The following is a 20,053-nucleotide window of genomic DNA, read 5'->3' on the forward strand; positions in this document are numbered from 1 at the left end:
TCAGGCGCGCGCCCGCTGGGTGACGGCGATGCACACCAGCACAGCGGCCGCCGTCAGCGGGGCCGCCGCCGTCAGATGCTCGCCCAGGAGCAGCACCGACCACACCAGCGTGAGCAGCGGCTGGGCCAGCTGCAGCTGGCTGGCCCGGGGAATGCCGATCGCCGCCATGCCCCGGTACCAGACGACCAGGCCCAGGAACTGCGAACCCGCCGCCACCCACAGCACCCCGGCCACGCTGTGCGCGGTCAGTCGCACCGGCTCGACGGCCAGCGCGAGGGCGGCGGCGGGTACGGCGAGCGGCAGGCACAGCACCAGCGCCCAGCCGATCACCTGCCATCCCGGCATCACCCCGGCCAGCCTGCCGCCCTCCGTGTACCCGGCCGCGCACACCACCAGTGCCGCGAAGAGGTACAGGTCGGCAGTGGTCAGCGCGCCGCCGCTCTGCCGCAGGGTGAAGGCCAGCACCGCTACGGCACCCGCCGACGCGGCCGCCCAGAAGGTGCGCGAGGGGCGGGAACCGACGCGCAGGGCGGAGAACGCGGCGGTGGTGAGCGGGAGCAGCCCGACCACGACGGCCGCGTGCGCGGTGGTCGACGTCTGCAGGGCCAGCGTGGTCAGCAGCGGGAAACCGAGGACGACGCCGATGGCCACCACGGCGAGCCCCGGCCAGTGCCGGCGGGCGGGCAGCGGAACACGCCGCACGCGCCACCGCGCCGGAACCCGCCCGGGCGAGGACCCTCCTGCCGCGCCCGGCCCCCCGCCCCGTGCCCCCACCGCAAGCAGACAGCCGCCGGCGATCAGCCCCGCCAGCATGCTGCGTACGGCCACCAGCGACCAGGGGCCGAAGCCCTCCAGTCCCCAGGCGGTGGCCGGGAAGGTGAGCGAGAAGGCGATGACGCCGAGGGCGGCCTGCAGGGTGCCGAAGCCGACACGTTCCCGACGGCCGGTGACCGCTATCGGGGCCTCGGCAGTAGCGCTACTCTGTGTTCTCATGCATGAGCGTAGCAGTGTCGCTGAACTGGCGGAAAAGCTGAGAGGGGAACTGGACCGCTACTCTCTCGGTGGAAAGCTCCCGTCGAGCCGAGCCCTTGTGGAGCGGTTCCGGGTGAGTCCCGTGACCGTCTCGCGGGCGCTGGCGCAGCTCGCCGCCGAGGGGCTGGTGGTGACCCGGCCCGGCGCGGGCGCGTTCCGCGCCGACCGGCCTGTGGCCCCGGCCGCCGCGGCGGGAGACACCTCCTGGCAGGAGGTCGCGCTCAGCGCGGACGGCGCCGCCGACCTCGTGCCGCGCTCGGTGGACGCCTCCGGGGTCCTGGTCTCCCTCGCCGCTCCGGCACCCGGGGTGATCGAGTTCAACGGCGGCTATCTGCATCCGTCGTTGCAGCCGGAGCGAGCGATGGCGGCGGCCCTGTCCCGGGCCGGGCGCAGGCCGGGCGCCTGGGGGAGGCCGCCCGTGGAAGGGCTGCCGGAACTGCGCGAGTGGTTCGCGCGCGGCGTCGGGGGTGCGGTCACCGCGGCGGGGGTGCTGATCACCGCGGGTGGTCAGTCCGCGCTGACCACCGCCCTGCGCGCACTCGCCCCGCCCGGTGCCCCGGTCCTCGTGGAGTCGCCCACCTACCCCGGCATGCTGGCCGTCGCCCGCGCCGCCGGACTGCGGCCGGTGCCCGTTCCGGTGGACGCCGACGGGGTGCGGCCGACGCTGCTCGCCGACGCGTTCCGGGCCACCGGCGCCCGGGTCCTCGTCTGCCAGCCCCTGTTCCAGAACCCCACCGGTGCCGTGCTCGCGCCCGAACGACGCGGTGAGGTGCTGGACATCGCACGCCGGGCCGGCGCGTTCGTCGTCGAGGACGACTTCGTCCGGCACCTGGTCCACGAGGACGCGGGCCCCGTGCCGCGCCCACTGGCCGCCGACGATCCCGACGGCGTCGTCGTTCACGTCCGCTCGCTCACCAAGGCGACCTCGCCGAGCTTCCGGGTGGGCGCCCTCGCCGCGCACGGGCCGGTGCTGGAACGGCTGCGGGCCATCCAGATCGTCGACACCTTCTTCGTCCCCCGACCCCTCCAGGAGGCCGCGCTGGAACTCGTCGGCTCGCCCGCCTGGCCGCGCCATCTGCGGTCGGTTTCGGCCGAGTTGCGGGCCCGTCGGGACGCGATGACCACCGCGCTCCGGCTCCGCCTGCCCGAACTCGTCCTGCCGCACGTCCCGGCGGGCGGCTACCACCTCTGGCTGCGCCTGCCCGACGGCACCGGGGGCACCTCCCAGGCTTTCGGCCCCGGAGGAGAGTCCACGCTCACCGCGGCGGCCCTGCGCGCGGGCGTCGCCGTCACCCCCGGCCGCCCGTACTTCAGCGCTGAGCCCCCGGCCGCCCATCTGCGGCTGAGCTTCGCGGCGGTCGCGGGCGCCGGCGAGATCACGGAGGGCGTACGACGACTGCGCACCGCCTGCGACGAGGTACTGGGCTGACCGGGGTACCGGGGAAAGCGCTCGCTCCAGCCGGATTCGACCTGCGAATATTCGGCCATGAGCGCCATGCCGAGCCTGCCCGAGGGCTACGAGATTTCCACGGACCCCGCCCGTATCGACGCAGGACGTGTGCACCACTGGCTGTCCACCGACGCGTACTGGGCCCTCGGACGGTCCCGTCAGAAGCATGACGCGGCGATCGAGGGCTCGCTCAACTTCGGTGTGTACGAGAGGTTGTCGGGGGAGCAGGTGGCCTACGCCAGGGTCGTCACCGACCGGGCGACCTTCGCGTGGCTGTGCGATGTCTACGTCGGCCCGTCGGTGCGGGGCAAGGGGCTCGGCACGGCCCTGGTGGCCGCCGTACGGGAGGAACTGCGGCCGTGCGGACTGCGGCGCATCCTGCTCGCCACGCACGACGCGCACGGTGTCTACGCCAGGCTCGGGTTCCGGGCACTGGACCGGCCCGACCACTTCATGGCGCTCCCCCTCGAGTTCGAGTGAGGGCGGTGAGGCGAAGGGGCGGGCGTTTCGCGTCACTTGCCCGGTAGGTCGTGATCTGCGCTCAAGGTCTGGTGGACGCTCGGTAACACCCCGGCCGGACCCCTTGATTTGCCCGCCCCGGGGGGCCGACGATCGCCGCATGGCACTTCGGGTCACGTTCGTTGCCGCAGCGGGGAGCTCCTCGCGGCTGACCGAGCGTTTCGAGGACGACCGGCCACTCGACCGGGCCGGGTGGAGCGAGGTGCAGCGCGTCGCCCATGAGCTGCTGCCGCTCGCCGCGGCCGATCTGCGGTACTGCTCGCCGAACCCGCGCAGCCGTGCCACCGGGGACGGGCTCGGCTATGCCCCGCTGGTCCAGCTCGCCCTGCGCGACTGCGACATGGGCCGCTGGCGCGGGCTGAGCCTGGGCGAGGCGATGGCCCGGGAGCCGGAAGCCGTGGACGCCTGGCTCGCCGACCCGCGGGCCACCGTGCACGGCGGGGAATCGCTGCTGGACTTCATCACCCGCGTGGGCGGCTGGCTGGACACCCGGCCGCTGGAGGAGAACTTCCGGGTCGTCGCGGTGGCCGAACCCTCCGTGATCCGCGCCGCGCTGGTGTACGCGTTGAAGGCGCCGCCCGCGACCTACTGGAACATCGACGTCCGCGCGCTGTCGCGGGTCAGCGTCACCGGGCGGGCGGGCCGCTGGAGCCTGCGCATCGAGGGTGTCTCCCCTCAGCGCACACGGACGTAGCCGGTGTCCAGCTCCAGGTCCTTGGCCGGGCCGCGCACCCGCCAGAGGGTCCGCCAGTGGTCCTCGTCGTGGACGGTGAACTCGCCCCGGTAGAGGTCCGCGGCGCAGGGGTGGTCGGCGACGTACCGGCCCGTCGAGAGGTCCAGGTCGTGGAACGGCCGGCCGTCCGCGAACCGCACGTCCACCGTGCCGCCGGGTCCGGGGAGGAAACGCAGGGTGCGTTCGGCGGGCCGGGGGACGCCCCGCCAGGTGAAGGTGCCGGACTCCCGGTGCAGCAGGCCGCCGCCCTCGAGCGGGCCGAAAAGCGTGGTTCCCTCGAAACGCCCCGGGTCGCCGCTCGCGAGGTCCCGCACGGTCCGGGTCACCCGCCAGCGTCCGCCGAGATAGGTGAGTGCGTCCGGTACCGGCCGGAACTCGTCCATCCCGTTGCCTTCCCCCTCGTGTCCGTCGCCGCACGAACCATTGACGTGCTTCTGCCTTCTCCTGTCCTGCCGTTCGAAACCGGCCTCCGGAGGGAGAAGGGCAAGCGTACGACTTCTCGGGGCGAGCCCGGTGCGAGGCCGAGGCCCGCACGGTGATCGGCCTCGGTGGCGTGCGGGCCGCCGTCACGGAGACGGCGGCCCGCACCCGGCGCCGACCGGGAAGCCACCCGCCGTGTCAGTGGCGCAGCAGCAGGGTGACACCGGCCACCACGGCGCCGAGCACGACCGCGGCGACGCCGTAAGCGAGGCGGTGCGTGCGCAGCCAGGGCAGCAGCCGGTCCACGGCGATCCGGCCGGGGCCGGTCAGGGCGAGCGCCACCGCGGCCAGGGTGAGGAGCAGCTCGTACTCCACGCCCTCCGGGGCGAAGAAGCCGCCGCCCCACTTCACGGCGATCGCGTTGACCATCGTGCCGGCGACGGCCGCTGCGGCGAGCGGGGTGAACAGGCCGAGCGCGAGGCCGAGCCCGCCGAGGGTCTCGGTGAGCCCGGCCACGACGGCGAACGCCTCGGGCGAGGGGTAGCCGAGGGACTCGAAGAACATTCCGGTGCCCTCGACACCGCCACCGCCGAACCAGCCGAACAGCTTCTGGGCGCCGTGCACGGCCATGGTCAGGCCGAGCACGAGACGCAGGACCAGCAGACCGATGTCGTAGGCGCGGGCGGGGGCGGCGGGGCCCTCCTGGCCGGACGTCGCGGCGGCGGGGCGGGACAAGGTGGTGGCACTGGCCATGGGGGGACTCCTCGGAAGGGGACGGCGAAGACGGTGGGGGCGCCGCGCGGCACTGAGCGACGCCCCGCCCCGGCAAACTTGAAGCTTCAAGCTAAACCAATCATGGCCCTTGCTTCAACTTTCAAGCAGTGCGAGTACGCTCGACCGTGCTCAGTCCCGAGCCGAAACCTGTGTCTGCCCCACGCCGCCCAAGGAGCCGCTGCCATGCCCTACACCGCCGCACCCACGGTCGACTGGTCCGTCGAACCCGACCGCAGGCCCGGCACGCCGCTCGTCGTCGCCCTGCACGGGCGGGGAGCGGACGAGGCGTCGTTCGCGCAGCTCACGCCGCATCTGCCGCAGGAGGCCACGATGGCCTTCGTGCGCGCCCCGCTGGCCGAGGGCGGCGGATACGCGTGGTTCGCCAACCGGGGGATCGGGCGTCCCCTGCCCGACTCCATCGCGGCCACCGCCGACTGGCTCTTCCGCTGGCTCGACACCGAGGCCGCCGGCCACACGTCGGTCTCACTGCTCGGCTTCTCCGGCGGCATGGCCATGGCAGGCGGCCTGCTGCTCGCCCGCCCGGAGTGGTTCGCCGCCGCAGTCCTCCTGTCCGGCACCCTGCCGTGGGACGCGGACCTGCCCGAGGAGCAGGGCCGCCTGACCGGCATGCCGGTTTTTTGGGGCCGCGACACCGCGGACCAGGTGATCCCCGCCGACCTCGTCACCCGGACCGGCACCTGGCTCCGCGAGGAATCCGGCGCCCACCTCGAAGAGCGCCGCTACCCGGGCCTGGGTCACGCCATCGCCCTCCCGGAACTGGCCGACGCCTCGGCCTTCCTGCGGCGCGCGTGGGAGGGTGCGGCCTGAGGGGCAGGGCTTGGGGCGGTGGGGGAGGGCGCGCCGCCGACCTTCTCCGGGTCCCTACTCGCTGTGCACGAGCTGGATCAGGTTCCCGCAGGTGTCGTCCAGGACCGCGGTGGTGACCTGGCCCATTTCCAGCGGCTCCTGGGTGAAGTGCACTCCGAGCCCGCGCAGCCGGTCGTACTCCGCGTGGACGTCGTCCACGGCGAAGGAGACGGCCGGGATGCCGTCCGTGGCCAGTCCCGCCTTGTACGCCGCCACGACGGGATGGCGGGAGGGCTCGAGCAGTAGCTGGGTCCCGTCGGGCTCCTCCGCCGAGACCACGGTCAGCCACCGGTCCTCGCCCAGCGGGACGTCGTGCTTCTTCACGAAGCCCAGCACCTCGGTGTAGAAGCGCAGGGCCTTCTCCTGGTCGTCGACGAAGGCGCTGGTCAGGTGGATCCTCATGGGGTGCTCTCCGGTGTGTCGGGCCTGAGCCACCGGGTCACGATGTGCTCAAGGGGTTCGGTGTCCAGATCGTGGAACTTGTAGCGGCCCTGGCGCCGTGAACGGACCAGTCCCGCGGATTCCAGTACGGCCAGGTGCTGGCTGATGGCCTGGCGGGACAGTCCCAGGCCGTGCTTGGTCACCAGCCGTGTGCATATCTCGAACAGGGTCTGGCCGTCCCGTTCCGCCAGCTCATCGAGGATGCGCCGACGGGTCGGGTCGGCCAACGCCTTGAAGACGTCCTCCGCCATGGCCGACACGATAGGCAAGTGACGGCTTGCCTATCAAGTCGGGCGCGGAAGAGTGCCCGCGCGACGAGGCGAACGGCGCGCACACGTCTGGGCCTCTGTGGGGCATGAGCAGTTGCGGCGGTGAGGAAGGCGGCGAGTGCGTCGAGGCGGCGTCCTGCCTGCACACGATCCATGTATGCGACTCCGAGGACATACGTCGCCCCGGTGTCTCGGTCCACCCCGCAGCCTGGCCGGCGTTCGTCGGTTTCACGCCCCGACAGGGCTTGTTCTTGTGGTCTGTCGACCTCTGCCCCTGGCGCGGTGTCAGGGGCAGAGGCAGGATGACCTCCGTGGATCATGTCCTGTGCGGGCTCGCCGCCAATCCGGCCCTTCCGGCCGAGCTGGTCGACCGGCTGATCGCGGTCGCGGACGCCGACATCGCCGAGAGCCTCGCGGTTCAAAAGGATCTCAGCCGTGCGCAGGCGGTCGCGTTGGCCGCGCGCGTTCCGGAGAGCGGTGTGCGGCTTGCGTACGAAGGCCTGCTGACCGTCGCCGACGTCGATCCGGTGACACAGCCGCACGCCGCCCTCGCCCTGCTCGACGAGCGAGCCGGTACTCCGGAATGGGCACGCCACTTCGCAGCCGATCCGGTTCTGAAGCACCGGGAGAAACTGGCCTCCTGCCCCGGCCTTCCGGAGGATGTGAGGGAGATTCTCGCCGCGGACCCGGATGTCCGCGTCGTCACGGAGCTGGCGTTGTGGACCACGCCCGACATGGCCACCAGACTTGCCGGCCATCCGCACGCCGAGGTCCGCCGTGCGGTGGCCGCCAACGAGACGACGCCCCCGGACGTACTTGCAGCGCTCATCGGCGAGGAACTGCCTCCGGCGCACCGATGCCTGGTCTGCGACCGTGAAGTGCCGCCCTTCGTGCACGAGCCGCAGTGTCCGCGGTCCGACTGTGATCTGCCGCCGGGCGCCTCCTGTGACGGGTCCCACGAGTCCACGAGGCATGAGATCCAGAAGGCCGCGTTGCGGAATCCGGGGACACCCACCGAAGCGGTGGTCGGTTTCGTGGACCATCCTTCGACGCTGCTGCGCTGGACCCTTGCCGCGCGCCCCGGTCTGCCCGCGGAGGTGTACCGGCGACTGGCCGCAGACCCTGTTCCCGGTGTCCGGGCCGACCTTGCCGGGAATCCCGTGATCGGCGCCGCTTTGATGCGCACTCTGGCCGACGACCGTGACCACGGCGTACGGCGCAGGCTCGCGGGCAACCCGTACGTGCCGCTCGATGTACTCGTCCACTTGGCCGGCGACACCAGGATCGGCGCCACCCTGCTGCCGCGGATCGCTGCCGCGTCGCCCGGTGAGGTCCGGCAGATGGCCCAGTCACCGAACCCGGCCGTGCGCATGCTCGTGGGGCAACGACGCGACCTGCCGCCCGAGATCCGCGACGCGCTGGCCGGTGACGTCGACACGAAAGTGGCCCAATCCGTTGCTCCGCACCCGGGCCTCACCGAAGTTGAGTTGCGTGCCATGGTCGACCGCCACGGAGTCCGGGTCCTGGCCGAGGTGGCGACCAACCCGGACGCGAGTCCGGCACTGCTGGAGTACCTGACCCGGCACGAACCACCGGCGCAGAAGGCGTTCCGCGAGATCGCCCGGCACCGGAACGCGACAGTGCGAGCGCTGCTCGCCTGCCTGGCAGACAGACGAGCGAGACCCGTGGCAGCCGGCCATCAGGCCCTCCCGCCATCGGTCGTCGTGGACCTGCTCGCCGATACCGACTCGCAGGTGGGGGAAGCGGCGGCGGCCAACCCGGCGCTGCCGCTTGCCGTGATGTCAGCCCTCGTCCCCAGCTGTGAATGCCCCGCCCGCCCTGCCGACCGCTCGACCTCCCCCGTTTGAGGGTCGTCCACCCACCGGAGTGCTCAGCCTTGAACCACGTCAGCCCGCTGTGGCAAAAACGGCTTCGTCGGCAAAGCCCGGTGCGGGCATGATTCCCCAAGTGTACGGAGGAAGCGGCCGTCGAGGGCGTTAGCGGTACGCGCTCACGGACACGCACCATGGCCACATCTAGGGTGTGTGCGAGGCAGTGGACGGGCTGTTCGGGGAGCCCCGGCGCGGGACGTACGAACTGTTCGGCTGGGTTCCGGAAGGCGTAGGGGGGTGGGGCTGGGTCGGCAGTCGGGTGTGGTTGGTGCCGGACGACGAGGCAATCGAACCCTGGCTGCTGGAGGACGCGGAGAGCCTCGGGCTGCTTCCTGGGTCGGACAGCCTTGTTCTCACCGGCCGGGACGACCATGAAGGTCCGCCCGAGGGACACCGGGGTCCCGTACGTGTGCATGACGGGAGCCGGTGGCTGGGCTCCTGCCGGGAATACACCCGTGTCCTGCCGCCGGAGCGGGCGGCGCCGCCGCTCATCCTGCGAGGGCTCGCCCAGGGTGATCGACTGCGAACGGCGCTGAGGACGGGCACCCGGCGGGCACTGGATCTGGAGCAGGCCGCTCTGGAGATACGCGACGACCGAGGTGAGCCGCTCACCGATCGGTTCTTGTGGACCACCGTCCGTGAGTGGGGCCCGTCTTCCTACGGGGCGGACCTGATCGACCTGGAACTCGATGGAGAGCTCTTCACACCCGTTCCCGGGTACGCCCAGCCCGTGTGGGAGCAATGGCTCGAGGGGCCGCCGGACACCCCGGGGGCCTGGGCCCGCCTCGACACGCGCCGTCGCGAGGTCTGGCTCGACCTCGTCCAGGAGCATGCCTGCCGTCGTGCCCATCGTGACCGGTCGGCCGGGCACGCCTACGAGCTCGACGGCCGGCAGATCACCGACGAACCGGGCCTCTACCTGGCGCTCGGTGAAGCGGTGAACGGGCCGGGAGGCTACTTCGGCGGCTGTCTCGACGCCCTCACGGACTGCCTGCGTGGCTCCTTCGGCTACACGGCCCCCGCAACCCTGCTCTGGCGGGACGCCGCCACCGCACGCGAACACCTCTCCCGGAAGCTGGCACCGTGCGGCCGGCCCTTCGACCTGTTCGCCGAGGCCCTCGACGTCTTGGCCGAGGGCGGCATGCAGGTCAGCCTGATGTGATGCGTGGCCGGCCGTCCACGTCCGGACCGAGTGCCTCGGCCGGCGTGTGCTGTCGGCTGAGGCACTCATCCCGTTCGGCGGCTACGAGTCCGGTGCTGTGTTCAATCCCGTTCCCGCTCCACCGGGAGCCACAACTCGGCGTCGGCTTCGGTCTTGTCCGGGGACAGGCGGGTGCGCAGGATCTCCGGGCCGGGGCGGCTGCGGTACGGGTTCGACGGGAACCACTGGGTGAACACGTCCCGCCACAGCTCCTGGATGGCCTGCGGGGCCGGTCCGGAGGTGGTGAAGACTGCCCAGGTGCCGGTCGGGACGGCCAGTGACGTCGTTCCCTCGGGAGCGGCCGCCGACGTGATCACCCCCTGGTAGTAGTCGAGCTCGGTACCCTCGGCGCGGCTGGGGTCCAGGTCGTCGCAGACCGCGACGATGCCCTGCGGCTCCTGGTCCGACAGTTGCTCCAGGCGTTCCACGGTCCGCGGTTCGATGCCGCGGACGAAGTCGATGATCGCCTGGTTCGGCCCCAAGTGCACCAGTGGCACCCGGGCCTTGAGGCCGACGACGCTGAAGGCCGGACGGTCGACCACGCGGTAGCGCATGCTGCTGCTCCCTTCGACGGTGAGGCGGAAGGTCAACCGGGGCTGGGAGACGAGCGCGCAGCCGGTGCGCCGTGCCTCGCCCGGACCGACACCGTGCATGGCGCGGAACGCCCGCGCGAACGCCTCCCCCGAGCCGTAGCCGTAGCGCACCGCGATCTCCAGCAGCGACTCACGCCCGGCGAGCACCTCGGCCCCCGCGACGGTCAGCCGCCGACGCCGGACGTACTCCGACAACGGCATGCCCGCCAGCGCGGAGAACATCCGACGCAGGTGGTACTCCGAGGTCATCGCGGTGCGTGCCAGCCCCGCCACATCGACGGGCCGGTCGAGACCGTGCTCGATCTGCTCCATGGCCTGGTTGAGCCGCTCCAGCACGCCCGGCCTCCTTCCTTCTTGCTTGCGATCAACACGCTAGGCAGCAGGCATCCTGCCGGACCCGACATCCTGTGCCCGATCGGATCGGGTGCGCATGCCGGCTCCACCGCGACGCCGTCGCAGGGTGCTCCCTGCGCGGCATTGCATAAACCTGCGGGTATACGTATAGTCATGCCATCAAGGAGGAGGTTTCCGTGAGCGTACGAGTAGCTGTGGCCGGGGCCAGCGGATATGCGGGCGGGGAGCTCTTGAGGCTGCTGCTCGCGCACCCGGGAGTGGAGATCGGTGCGCTGACCGGGAACTCCAATGCCGGGCAGCGGCTCGGGAGCCTGCAGCCGCATCTGGTGCCGCTCGCCGAGCGGGTGCTGGAGGCGACCACGGCCGAAGTGCTCGCCGGGCACGATGTGGTTTTCCTCGCCCTGCCGCACGGGCAGTCCGCCGCCGTCGCCGAGCAGCTCGGGCCGGAGGTGCTCGTGGTCGACATGGGCGCCGACCACCGGCTCGCCGACGCCGCCGACTGGGAACGGTTCTACGGCTCCCCGCACGCCGGCACCTGGCCCTACGGCCTGCCCGAACTGCCGGGTGGCCGCGCTGCGCTGGAGGGGTCCAAGCGCATCGCGGTGCCCGGTTGCTATCCGACCGCCGTCTCGCTGGCCCTCGTCCCGGCCTACACGGCGGGCCTCGCCGAGGCCGAGGCGGTGATCGTCGCCGCCTCCGGCACCTCCGGCGCGGGCAAGGCGGCCAAGCCGCACCTGCTGGGCAGCGAGGTCATGGGGTCCATGTCGCCGTACGGCGTCGGCGGCACCCACCGGCACACCCCCGAGATGATCCAGAACCTCAGCGCGGCGGCGGGGGAGCGGGTCTCCGTCTCCTTCACGCCGACCCTCGCGCCGATGCCCCGCGGCATCCTCGCCACGTGCAGTGTCAAGGCCAGGCCCGGGGTCACCGCCGAGTCCGTCCGGGCCGCCTACCAGAAGGCGTTCGCCGACGAACCCTTCGTCCGTCTCCTCCCCGAGGGCCAGTGGCCGGCGACGGCGTCCGTCTACGGTTCCAACGCCGTTCAGATCCAGGTCGCGTACGACGAGGCCGCGGGACGGATCATCGCGATCAGCGCCATCGACAACCTCACCAAAGGCACCGCGGGCGGCGCTCTGCAGAGCATGAACATCGCCCTCGGGCTCGACGAGTCCACCGGACTGACGACGATCGGAGTCGCTCCGTGAGTGACGCACGTGCAGCCGCCGGGCCGCAGACGAGCACGATGCCCGCACCTCTGCGCTGCACGGGCGGAGAAACGATCAAGGAGACGCAGTGAGTGTGACGGCAGCAAAGGGATTCACGGCGGCCGGTATCGCCGCCGGGATCAAGGAGAACGGCAATCCGGACCTGGCCCTCGTGGTCAACAACGGGCCGCGCCGCGCCGCGGCGGGCGTCTTCACCGCCAACCGCGTCAAGGCCGCACCCGTGCTCTGGTCCGAGCAGGTGCTCAAGGGTGGCCAGGTCGCCGCCGTCGTCCTCAACTCCGGTGGCGCCAACGCCTGTACGGGCCCCAAGGGCTTCCAGGACACCCACGCCACCGCCGAGAAGGCCGCCGAGGTGCTCGGGACCGGCGCGGGCGAGGTGGCCGTCTGCTCCACCGGGCTCATCGGCGTCACGCTCCCCATGGACAAGCTGCTGCCAGGGGTCGAGGCGGCCGCCGGCCGGCTGTCCGAGCACGGCGGCGAGAAGGCCGCCATCGCCATCAAGACCACGGACAGTGTGCACAAGACGGCCGTCGCCACCTCGGCGGACGGCGGCTGGACCGTCGGCGGGATGGCCAAGGGCGCCGGTATGCTCGCCCCCGGCCTCGCCACCATGCTGGTCGTCCTCACCACCGACGCCGACGTCGACGCCGGGACGCTGGACCGGGCCCTGCGCGCCGCCACCCGGGTCACCTTCGACCGCGTCGACTCCGACGGCTGCATGTCCACCAACGACACCGTGCTGCTGCTCGCCTCCGGCGCCACCGGCGTCACCCCCGGGTACGAGGAGTTCGCCGAGGCCGTACGCGCCGTCTGCGACGACCTCGGCCGGCAGCTCATCGGCGACGCCGAGGGCGCCAGCAAGGACATCAAGGTCGAGGTGGTGGGCGCCGCGACCGAGGACGACGCCGTCGAGGTGGGCCGCTCCATCGCCCGCAACAACCTCCTCAAGTGCGCCATCCACGGCGAGGACCCCAACTGGGGCCGGGTGCTGTCCGCGATCGGCACCACGAAGGCCGCCTTCGAACCCGACGAACTCGACGTCGCCATCAACGGCGTCTGGGTGTGCAAGAACGGCGGCGTCGGCGAGGACCGCGACAAGGTCGACATGCGCTACCGCGAGGTCCACATCGTCGCCGACCTGGGCGCCGGTGACGCGACCGCCACCATCTGGACCAACGACCTCACCGCCGACTACGTCCACGAGAACAGCGCCTACTCCTCATGACCACCACCCGCAAGCACACCGCCCTGCCCAAGGCACAGATCCTCATCGAGGCGCTGCCCTGGCTGACCCGGCACCACGGCAAGACCGTCGTCATCAAGTTCGGCGGCAACGCCATGGTGAACGAGGAACTGAAGAACGCCTTCGCCCAGGACGTCGTCTTCCTGCGGCACGCCGGCCTCAAACCGGTCGTCGTGCACGGCGGCGGCCCGCAGATCAGCGCCGCGCTCGACCGGCACGGCATCGTCAGCGAGTTCAAGGCCGGCCTCAGGGTCACCACCGAGGACGCCATGGATGTCGTACGGATGGTGCTGGCCGGACAGGTGCAGCGTGAGCTGGTCGGGCTGCTCAACCGGCACGGCCCGTTCGCCGTCGGCCTCACCGGCGAGGACGCGCACACCCTCACCGCGACCAAACACCGGCCCGAGATCGACGGAGAGCCGGTCGACATCGGGCGGGTCGGGGAGATCACCGAGATCGACACCGGCGCCATCGAGGCGCTGCTCGCCGACGGCCGTATCCCGGTCGTCTCGTCCATCGCCCGGAGCCAGGACGACCACCATGTCTACAACGTCAATGCTGATACGGCGGCTGCGGCACTCGCTGCTGCTCTGGACGCCGAGACCCTCATGGTCCTCACCGACGTCGAGGGGCTCTACGAGGACTGGCCGAACTCCGACGAGGTGATCAGCCGTCTCACCGCGTCCCAGCTCGAGAAGCTGCTGCCGGAGCTGTCCTCCGGCATGGTGCCGAAGATGGAGGGCTGCCTGCACGCGGTACGCAACGGCGTGACCACGGCCCGCGTCATCGACGGCAGGGTCCAGCACTCGATCCTGCTGGAGATCTTCACCGACGAGGGCATCGGCACCATGGTCGTGCCCGACGACCCCGCAGACGCCACCGAGGCCGTACCCGACGGAACACCGCACGTGCAGGACGTGCAGGACGTGCAGGAAGGACGGGGGGAGTCGTGAGCAACGAGGAGCTGAGCGCGCGGTGGCAGGGCGCGCTCATGAACAACTACGGCACACCGAAACTGTCCCTGGTCAGCGGTGCGGGCACCACCGTCCGCGACGCCGACGGCAAGGAGTACACCGACTTCGTCGGCGGTATCGCCGTCAACGCGCTCGGCCACGCCCACCCGGCCGTCGTGGAGGCCGTCGGTCGGCAGATCGCCTCCCTGGGCCACGTCTCCAACCTGTACGTCGCCGAACCGCCCGTCGCACTCGCCGAACGGCTCCTGCGGCTCTTCGGCCGCGAGGGCCGGGTGTACTTCTGCAACTCCGGCGCCGAGGCCAACGAGGCCGCGTTCAAGATCGGGCGACTGACCGGGCGGACCCACATGGTCGCCACCGACGGCGGCTTCCACGGCCGCACCATGGGCGCCCTCGCGCTGACCGGCCAGCCGGGCAAGCGGGAGCCGTTCGCACCACTGCCCGGGGACGTCACCCATGTCCCCTACGGCGACGCGCAGGCCCTGGCCGCCGCGGTCACCGAGGACACGGCGCTGGTCGTCATCGAGCCGATCCAGGGCGAGAACGGGGTCGTGGTGCCCCCGCCCGGCTATCTGAAGGCCGCCCGCGCCATCACGGCCGCCACGGGCGCGCTGCTCGTCCTGGACGAGGTGCAGACCGGCATCGGCCGCACCGGCAACTGGTTCGAGTACCAGGCTCACGAAGGCGTCCTGCCCGACGTCGTCACCCTCGCCAAGGGACTCGGCGGCGGGCTGCCGATCGGCGCGGCCGTCGCCTTCGGACGCGCCGCCGAACTGCTGCACCCCGGCCACCACGGCACGACCTTCGGGGGCAACCCGGTCGCCTGCGCCGCCGGCCTCGCCGTCCTCGACACCATCGAGAACGAGGGACTGCTCGAGAACGTCAAGCGGCAGGGCGAGCGGCTCCGCGACGGAATCGAGGCGCTCGGCAGCCCGTTGATCAGCCATGTCCGGGGTGCGGGCCTCCTCCTGGGTATCGTGCTCACCGAGCCGCTCGCGCCCCGGGTGCAACAGGCGGCTCAGGACGCCGGTTTCCTGGTGAACGCGCCCGCCCCCGATGTCGTACGGCTGATGCCGCCGCTGATCCTCGGGGACGACGCGGTGGACGCCTTCCTCGGGGCACTGCCCGGCGTCCTGGACGCCGCCGGCCGGGCGGCGGACGGGGAAGGGCGAGCCGGACGGTGAGCCGGATCACGAGCCGGGCGAGACCCGGACGACGAACAGGGCGATGAACCGGACCACGAGCCGGGGAACGCCCCGAGGACGACCGGAGAATGAGACGACGATGAGCCACGATCAGGACCACGGACAGCCTGTCGGGCCTGCCGTACCGCAGACCCGCACCGCCCGCCACCGCCGGATCGTGGACATCCTCAACCGGCGACCGGTGCGTTCCCAGAGCCAGTTGGCGAAGCTGCTCGCCGACCACGGACTGACCGTCACCCAGGCGACACTCTCCCGGGACCTGGACGAGCTGAACGCGGTGAAGATCCGCGACACCGACGGCGACCTCATCTACGCGGTACCGAGCGAGGGCGGCTTCCGCACCCCGCGGGCACCGCTGGGGGAGTCGGCGAAGGAGGAGCGGATGCGGCGGCTCTCCCAGGAGCTGCTGATCTCCGCGGAGGCGTCCGCCAATCTCGTGGTCCTGCGCACCCCTCCGGGTGCCGCGCAGTTCCTGGCCTCGGCCATCGACCAGGCCGAACTGCACGACATCCTGGGGACCATCGCCGGTGACGACACGCTGATGCTGATCAGCCGCGACCCGGTGGGCGGGCCGGCCCTGGCCGAGCACATGCTGCGGCTGGCCCAGAACGGACACTGAGCGCGGGCCGGACCGGCCGGGGCGCGCGGCGCCCGAGCAGCCCGATCACCCCAGCCGGTCCGCCAGGCCCCCCGTGCAGCGCACCTCGTCGCCCGCCGTGATCAGCAGCGCCTCCACGTCGGGCAGCGTCTCCAGCCAGGCGAGCCCCTCCCGCGAGCCCATCGCGAAGGCGGCGGTGGCCCAGCAGTCGGCCCAGACCAGTCGGGATGCCACCACCGTCACCGAGACCAGGTCGGTGACCGCGGAACGGCCGGTGCGCGGGTCGACGATGTGGTCGCCGCGCTCGGCGGTGCCCGAGGTGGCGACGGCCAGTTCGTCCACGCCGGCCGCGGAGACCACGGCCGCGAGACCGCCCGGCCGGAGCGGATCCGCCACGCCCACCCGCCACGGCCGCCCGGCCCCCGGGGAGCCCAGCAACTGAACATCACCGCCGCCGTTGAGGCTCACGCCGACCGCCCCGGCCTCCGCGAGCCGCCGCGCGGCCCGCTCGGTGGCCCAGCCCTTGACGATGCCGGTCGGGTCGAGCCGGCCCCGGTAGCGCGGGCTGAACCAGCCGTCGCTCACCCGTTCCGCCTCCGCGGCCAGCTCCAGCACCTCGGTGACCTCGGGATCGCACTCCTCGACCGTGAGGTCGCCGCGTGCCAGCCGCGAGATCTGGGAGTCGTCGCGGTACGTGCTGAACACCTCGTCGACGCGGCGCAGCCCGGCGACCGCCTCCTCCAGTGCCGCGTGTACGGCAGCGGGTTCCCCGCCGCGGACGTCGAAGGAGAAGACGGTCCCCATCGTCTCCTCCGTACGACGCACCGCGGCGGGAGCCTGTGCGGACTCGGCCACGGTGTCAGCCACCGGCCTGATCCAGTGCGGACTGCAGCGACTTCTTGTATCCGGCGCTGGTGTAGGTGGCGCCGGACACCGCGTCGATGTCCGCGTTGCCGGCCTCCACGACGGCCTTGTTGAGCCGGGGCACGGACGAGAAGGTGACCTGGTCGCTCTGACCGCCCTTGGGTGCCTGCACCGCCTCGGCCTTGGTGATCTTCCCGCCCTGGACGGTGATCCGTACCTGTACCGCCCCGTACTCGGTCTGCACCGCGTCACCGGTGACGGTGCCGTCCTCGAGGGTCTGCCCGCCCCCCGAGCCCTGCCCGCTTCCGGCGGACTCCTTCCCGGCGGGCTCCTCGTCGGCGGACTCCTTCTTCCCGGCGGACCCGTTGCCGGACGCGGCCGGTGCGGCGGCCCTGGCCTTGTCGAGCGCGGACTGCAGCGACTTCTTGTATCCGGTGCTGGTGTAGGTGGCGCCGGACACCGCGTCGATCTCGCCGCTCTGGGCGGCGATCACGGCCTGGTTGAGCTTGGGTACGGCGTTGGCGTTGATCTGGTCGCTCTGGCCGCCCTTGGGGGACTGGACGGCCTCGGCCTCGGTGATCTTTCCGCCCTGGACGGTGATCCGTACCTGCACGGCTCCGTACTGGGTCTGCGCCGCGTCACCGGTGACGGTGCCGTCGCCGAGGGCCTGGGCGTTTTCCGCGCCCTGTCCGCTCCCGGCCGGTGCGGCGGCCCTGGCCTTGTCGAGCGCGGACTGCAGCGACTTCTTGTATCCGGTGCTGGTGTAGGTGGCGCCGGACACCGCGTCGATCTCGCCGCTCTGGGCGGCGATCACGGCCTGGTTGAGCTTGGGTACGGCGTTGGCGTTGATCTGGTCGCTCTGGCCGCCCTTGGGGGACTGGACGGCCTCGGCCTCGGTGATCTTTCCGCCCTGGACGGTGATCCGTACCTGCACGGCTCCGTACTGGGTCTGCGCCGCGTCACCGGTGACGGTGCCGTCGCCGAGGGCCTGGGCGCCGCCCTGCGGGGACTGCGCGGCCGCGGGCGGGACCGTGCCGCCGACCGCGTCCGCCGCGCCCGGGTCGGAATCCGGCTTCAGCGTCAGCAGCAGCACGATCCCGGAGACGGTGGCTGCGGTGGCCAGCACAGCACGCCGGACGGGGTGACTCTTCCTCATCGTTTCTCAAGCTCCTGATGGGTGTGGATGACCCGTCGCTCACATCTCGAACGACTCGTGGTGGATACGGCGGGCGGGGACCCCGGCGCCGCGCAGTGCGTCGTACACCGACTGGGCGAACCCGGGCGGGCCGCACATGAAGACGTCGTGGTCGTCGATGTCGGGGATCTTCCGCCGCAGGCTGTCCGCCGAGATGTCGGGGCGTTCCCCCTCGGGGCTGTTCACCGCGTACATCAGGCGCGCACCGCGCTCATCGGCGATCTTGGCCAGCTCACCCCACAGGGCCAGGTCCTGGGTGGTGTTGGCCCGGTACAGCAGGGTGATGTCCCCGGAGGCGCCGGGCAGCGTCTCGAACAGGGCCCGCATCGGGGTGATCCCCACCCCGCCCGCGACCAGGAGCACCTTGCCGCGGCTGCGGCGCTGGGCGGTCATCGCCCCGTAGGGTCCCTCCGCCCACACCCGGGTGCCGGGCTCCAGCTCGCGCAGCCGGGCGGTGTGGTCGCCGATCGCCTTCACGGTGATCCGCAGCATGTCGGGGCGGGGAGCCGCCGAGAGCGAGTACGGGTGGGAGCTGAACCGCATCCCCGGCGCCAGGAACCGCCAGCGGAAGAACTGACCGGCCTCCGCGCCCATCCGGTGCAGCTTGCGCCCGCTGATCAGCACCGAGGTGATGCCCGGCGTCTCCTCGATGACCGCCTCGACCCGCATCCGGTGACGCAGGTTCAGCCGGATCGGGGTGAGCACCCGGTACCAGAGGACCAGCGCGGTCACGGTGCCGTAGAGCCCGTACCAGAAGGTCTTCGCGGCCGGCTCGACGGCGAACTCGTTGCCGGTGGTGATCTGGTGCCAGAACGTCAGGTACATCGCCGCGTACGTCAGCAGGTGCACGTGGTACCAGCCGTCGTACGGCAGCCGGCGGCGGATCGGGCCGATCGAGATGAGCGCGATCACGAACAGCAGGCCCGTGCCGATGGCGGCCTTGCCCATGTCCGGCAGCTGGTCGACGGAGGTGATCGTCTGCCGGACGATGTCGCCGAGGCCCTTGCCGGCCTGGAGGGCGTAGCCCCACATGATGAGGAAGACGTGGGCGACGACCAGGCTGACGGTGTAGCGCCCGCTCATCGCGTGCCAGCGGGCCACCCGGTCCGAGCCCACCCGGCGTTCCAGCGCGGGGACCCGGGCCATCTGCAGCACCACGAGGGCCATCAGATAGCCGGCCAGCAGGCCGGTGATGCGGCCCGCGGCGACGATCTTTCCGGTGGTGTCCGAGATGGACGGTGTGTTGTCCCACCACAACCACAGCACGGCCGCCGCGCCCGCCCCCACGGCGAGCAGCAGGGGCACGGCGGGGGAGCGGCGCGGACGGATGCGGCGCATCGTCTGACGGCGGGCGGCACGTCCGCCTGCGAGCGTGGTGGTCACGGTTCCTCCGTGGGACTTGACCCTTGGCCCACACATACGTGCCGTGACTCGGGAGCGTTCAGCGAAAAGGCGGGGCGTGCGGAGGAAAAACGCCCCGGGACGTTCCTCGGGAGACCGAGGCGTCCGGGCGGACGGCTCAGGCCGGGGACGGGGGCAGCGGCAAGGGCAGCCCGGGCAGGCCGTCCAGGCTCGTCGCGACGTGTTCCTTCTTGGTGAAGTACGCGTCCAGCGAGGCGTCGTCCTCCCGTGCGAACCGCTTCCCGTGCAGGTCGCGCTCCGCCTCGTAGGCCATGAACGGGACGGCGTAGCCGCAGGTGTCACGGATGAGCTCGGCGGTCACGACGACGATCGCGCGCAGGCCGTGGAGCGTCGGATCGATGTCGGGGAAGCGGGCGAGCAGTTCGGGAAAGCGGGGGTCGTCCCGGAAGACGGGCTCACCGCGGCCGTGGACGCGCACGATGTTGGGCGGCCCCTGGAAGGCGCACCACATCAGGGTGATACGGCCGTTCTCCCGCAGGTGGGCGATGGTCTCGGCGGTGGAACCGGCGAAGTCGAGGTAGGCCACGCTGAGTTCGTCGAGGACGACGAAGGAGCCCTTGAGGCCTTTGGGCGAGAGGTTGACCGTGCCGTCGGCGGACAGGGGGGCGGTGGCGGTGAAGAAGACCGGCTGCGCCTCGATGAACGTGCGCAGCCGGCCGTCTATGCGCTCATAGGTCTTTCCCATGGGCACCGATTATGGGCGCACTTCTTTCGCCTGTCTAAGGATTATCGTCCGTGGCCGCCCCGGCCGCCCCGGCCGGCGCGAATACGGGGCGGCCAC

At 71.8% G+C, this 20,053-nt stretch carries 21 protein-coding genes and 1 pseudogene; 12 read left to right on the top strand and 10 right to left on the bottom strand.

All coding sequences use genetic code 11. The annotated features are described in order from the left end of the window. Positions 1–993 carry a DMT family transporter gene (locus JL475_RS07775; RefSeq protein ID WP_202276698.1) on the bottom strand — a complete coding sequence of 331 codons (993 nt, stop codon included), beginning with the start codon at positions 991–993 and terminating at the stop codon, positions 1–3. Here JL475_RS07775 and JL475_RS07780 point away from each other — a divergent pair. The 3 genes from JL475_RS07780 (at position 992) to JL475_RS07790 (ending at position 3,695) form a co-directional block, all read left to right on the top strand. After that, on the top strand, positions 992–2,461 hold the full coding sequence (locus tag JL475_RS07780; RefSeq protein WP_202276699.1) for a PLP-dependent aminotransferase family protein: 1,470 nt from the start codon (positions 992–994) through the stop codon (positions 2,459–2,461). The genes JL475_RS07775 and JL475_RS07780 overlap by 2 nt on opposite strands. Before the next feature lie 57 nt (positions 2,462–2,518). Beyond that, positions 2,519–2,962: a GNAT family N-acetyltransferase gene (locus tag JL475_RS07785; protein WP_202276700.1), complete on the top strand. Its 444-nt coding sequence runs from the start codon at positions 2,519–2,521 to the stop codon at positions 2,960–2,962. A 139-nt stretch (positions 2,963–3,101) separates the two neighbouring features. Continuing rightward, a complete protein-coding gene (locus tag JL475_RS07790) occupies positions 3,102–3,695 on the top strand; it encodes a histidine phosphatase family protein (RefSeq protein ID WP_202276701.1) in 594 nt (197 codons plus the stop codon). On the opposite strand, the gene JL475_RS07795 is transcribed toward JL475_RS07790, so the two are convergent. Both JL475_RS07795 and JL475_RS07800 read right to left on the bottom strand, forming a co-directional pair. After that, entirely contained in the window at positions 3,677–4,117 is a 441-nt protein-coding gene (locus tag JL475_RS07795) for a DUF6314 family protein (protein WP_202276702.1), read from the bottom strand. The genes JL475_RS07790 and JL475_RS07795 overlap by 19 nt on opposite strands. Positions 4,118–4,352: 235 nt before the next feature. Further along, positions 4,353–4,907, bottom strand: a complete 555-nt coding sequence (locus tag JL475_RS07800; RefSeq protein ID WP_202276703.1) for a DoxX family protein — start codon at positions 4,905–4,907, stop codon at positions 4,353–4,355. A gap of 204 nt (positions 4,908–5,111) precedes the next feature. Between JL475_RS07800 and JL475_RS07805 the strand changes: the two genes are divergently transcribed. Continuing rightward, on the top strand, positions 5,112–5,756 hold the full coding sequence (locus JL475_RS07805) for an alpha/beta hydrolase (protein WP_202276704.1): 645 nt from the start codon (positions 5,112–5,114) through the stop codon (positions 5,754–5,756). A gap of 54 nt (positions 5,757–5,810) precedes the next feature. On the opposite strand, the gene JL475_RS07810 is transcribed toward JL475_RS07805, so the two are convergent. Further along, positions 5,811–6,197 (bottom strand): VOC family protein, encoded by a 387-nt coding sequence (locus JL475_RS07810; RefSeq protein ID WP_202276705.1) that lies wholly within the window; start codon positions 6,195–6,197, stop codon positions 5,811–5,813. Next, positions 6,194–6,487, bottom strand: coding sequence for a helix-turn-helix transcriptional regulator (locus tag JL475_RS07815; protein WP_202276706.1), 294 nt, complete (start codon positions 6,485–6,487; stop codon positions 6,194–6,196). The genes JL475_RS07810 and JL475_RS07815 overlap by 4 nt, the downstream gene beginning before the upstream one ends. Before the next feature lie 104 nt (positions 6,488–6,591). Between JL475_RS07815 and JL475_RS41170 the strand changes: the two are divergent. The 3 genes and pseudogenes from JL475_RS41170 to JL475_RS07830 all read left to right on the top strand — a co-directional run. After that, positions 6,592–6,720 (top strand): annotated as a pseudogene (locus JL475_RS41170) (DUF397 domain-containing protein); the annotation flags it as partial. Positions 6,721–6,816: 96 nt separating this feature from the next. Further along, positions 6,817–8,373 carry a hypothetical protein gene (locus JL475_RS07825; protein WP_202276841.1) on the top strand — a complete coding sequence of 519 codons (1,557 nt, stop codon included), beginning with the start codon at positions 6,817–6,819 and terminating at the stop codon, positions 8,371–8,373. A gap of 175 nt (positions 8,374–8,548) precedes the next feature. Then, entirely contained in the window at positions 8,549–9,559 is a 1,011-nt protein-coding gene (locus tag JL475_RS07830; protein ID WP_307824996.1) for a barstar family protein, read from the top strand. A gap of 101 nt (positions 9,560–9,660) precedes the next feature. Here the strand turns inward: JL475_RS07830 and JL475_RS07835 are convergent, their stop codons facing one another. After that, positions 9,661–10,527 (bottom strand): AraC family transcriptional regulator, encoded by an 867-nt coding sequence (locus JL475_RS07835; RefSeq protein WP_202276707.1) that lies wholly within the window; start codon positions 10,525–10,527, stop codon positions 9,661–9,663. 194 nt (positions 10,528–10,721) lie between these two features. Between JL475_RS07835 and argC the strand changes: the two genes are divergently transcribed. The 5 genes from argC to JL475_RS07860 all read left to right on the top strand — a co-directional run bounded on the left by argC (position 10,722) and on the right by JL475_RS07860 (position 15,812). After that, entirely contained in the window at positions 10,722–11,750 is a 1,029-nt protein-coding gene (gene argC / locus JL475_RS07840; RefSeq protein WP_202276708.1) for an N-acetyl-gamma-glutamyl-phosphate reductase, read from the top strand. An 88-nt stretch (positions 11,751–11,838) separates the two neighbouring features. Further along, positions 11,839–12,996 (top strand): bifunctional glutamate N-acetyltransferase/amino-acid acetyltransferase ArgJ, encoded by a 1,158-nt coding sequence (gene argJ / locus JL475_RS07845; protein ID WP_202276709.1) that lies wholly within the window; start codon positions 11,839–11,841, stop codon positions 12,994–12,996. Continuing rightward, positions 12,993–13,967 (top strand): acetylglutamate kinase, encoded by a 975-nt coding sequence (gene argB, locus JL475_RS07850; RefSeq protein WP_237406552.1) that lies wholly within the window; start codon positions 12,993–12,995, stop codon positions 13,965–13,967. Before argJ ends, argB begins: the two co-directional genes overlap by 4 nt. Continuing rightward, complete coding sequence (locus tag JL475_RS07855) at positions 13,964–15,172, top strand: acetylornithine transaminase (protein ID WP_202276710.1); 1,209 nt, start codon at positions 13,964–13,966, stop codon at positions 15,170–15,172. Before argB ends, JL475_RS07855 begins: the two co-directional genes overlap by 4 nt. A 100-nt stretch (positions 15,173–15,272) precedes the next feature. Further along, a complete protein-coding gene (locus JL475_RS07860) occupies positions 15,273–15,812 on the top strand; it encodes an arginine repressor (protein WP_202276711.1) in 540 nt (179 codons plus the stop codon). A gap of 45 nt (positions 15,813–15,857) precedes the next feature. Here JL475_RS07860 and JL475_RS07865 read toward each other — a convergent pair whose 3' ends face one another. From JL475_RS07865 to JL475_RS07880, 4 genes are all read right to left on the bottom strand, one after another. Continuing rightward, positions 15,858–16,658: an FAD:protein FMN transferase gene (locus JL475_RS07865; RefSeq protein ID WP_307824997.1), complete on the bottom strand. Its 801-nt coding sequence runs from the start codon at positions 16,656–16,658 to the stop codon at positions 15,858–15,860. Then, a complete protein-coding gene (locus JL475_RS07870; RefSeq protein ID WP_202276712.1) occupies positions 16,651–17,811 on the bottom strand; it encodes an FMN-binding protein in 1,161 nt (386 codons plus the stop codon). The genes JL475_RS07865 and JL475_RS07870 overlap by 8 nt, the downstream gene beginning before the upstream one ends. A gap of 39 nt (positions 17,812–17,850) precedes the next feature. Further along, positions 17,851–19,233, bottom strand: a complete 1,383-nt coding sequence (locus tag JL475_RS07875; RefSeq protein WP_202276713.1) for a ferric reductase-like transmembrane domain-containing protein — start codon at positions 19,231–19,233, stop codon at positions 17,851–17,853. 136 nt (positions 19,234–19,369) lie between these two features. Next, complete coding sequence (locus JL475_RS07880; RefSeq protein ID WP_202276714.1) at positions 19,370–19,957, bottom strand: pyridoxamine 5'-phosphate oxidase family protein; 588 nt, start codon at positions 19,955–19,957, stop codon at positions 19,370–19,372. Positions 19,958–20,053 lie beyond the last annotated feature (96 nt).

Origin of the sequence: Streptomyces sp. M2CJ-2 (assembly GCF_016757295.1) — a bacterium.
In the GTDB taxonomy this organism is placed as follows: domain Bacteria; phylum Actinomycetota; class Actinomycetes; order Streptomycetales; family Streptomycetaceae; genus Streptomyces.

Excerpts from the sequence above, each read along its gene's own strand:
- JL475_RS07780 (WP_202276699.1), top strand. The coding sequence starts at position 992 with ATGCATGAGCGTAGCAGTGTCGCTGAACTGGCGGAAAAGCTGAGAGGG.
- JL475_RS07775 (WP_202276698.1), bottom strand. The coding sequence starts at position 993 with ATGAGAACACAGAGTAGCGCTACTGCCGAGGCCCCGATAGCGGTCACC.
- JL475_RS07785 (WP_202276700.1), top strand. The coding sequence starts at position 2,519 with ATGAGCGCCATGCCGAGCCTGCCCGAGGGCTACGAGATTTCCACGGAC.
- JL475_RS07790 (WP_202276701.1), top strand. The coding sequence starts at position 3,102 with ATGGCACTTCGGGTCACGTTCGTTGCCGCAGCGGGGAGCTCCTCGCGG.
- JL475_RS07795 (WP_202276702.1), bottom strand. The coding sequence starts at position 4,117 with ATGGACGAGTTCCGGCCGGTACCGGACGCACTCACCTATCTCGGCGGA.
- JL475_RS07800 (WP_202276703.1), bottom strand. The coding sequence starts at position 4,907 with ATGGCCAGTGCCACCACCTTGTCCCGCCCCGCCGCCGCGACGTCCGGC.
- JL475_RS07805 (WP_202276704.1), top strand. The coding sequence starts at position 5,112 with ATGCCCTACACCGCCGCACCCACGGTCGACTGGTCCGTCGAACCCGAC.
- JL475_RS07810 (WP_202276705.1), bottom strand. The coding sequence starts at position 6,197 with ATGAGGATCCACCTGACCAGCGCCTTCGTCGACGACCAGGAGAAGGCC.
- JL475_RS07815 (WP_202276706.1), bottom strand. The coding sequence starts at position 6,487 with ATGGCGGAGGACGTCTTCAAGGCGTTGGCCGACCCGACCCGTCGGCGC.
- argB (WP_237406552.1), top strand. The coding sequence starts at position 12,993 with ATGACCACCACCCGCAAGCACACCGCCCTGCCCAAGGCACAGATCCTC.
- JL475_RS07860 (WP_202276711.1), top strand. The coding sequence starts at position 15,273 with ATGAGCCACGATCAGGACCACGGACAGCCTGTCGGGCCTGCCGTACCG.
- JL475_RS07870 (WP_202276712.1), bottom strand. The coding sequence starts at position 17,811 with ATGAGGAAGAGTCACCCCGTCCGGCGTGCTGTGCTGGCCACCGCAGCC.
- JL475_RS07880 (WP_202276714.1), bottom strand. The coding sequence starts at position 19,957 with ATGGGAAAGACCTATGAGCGCATAGACGGCCGGCTGCGCACGTTCATC.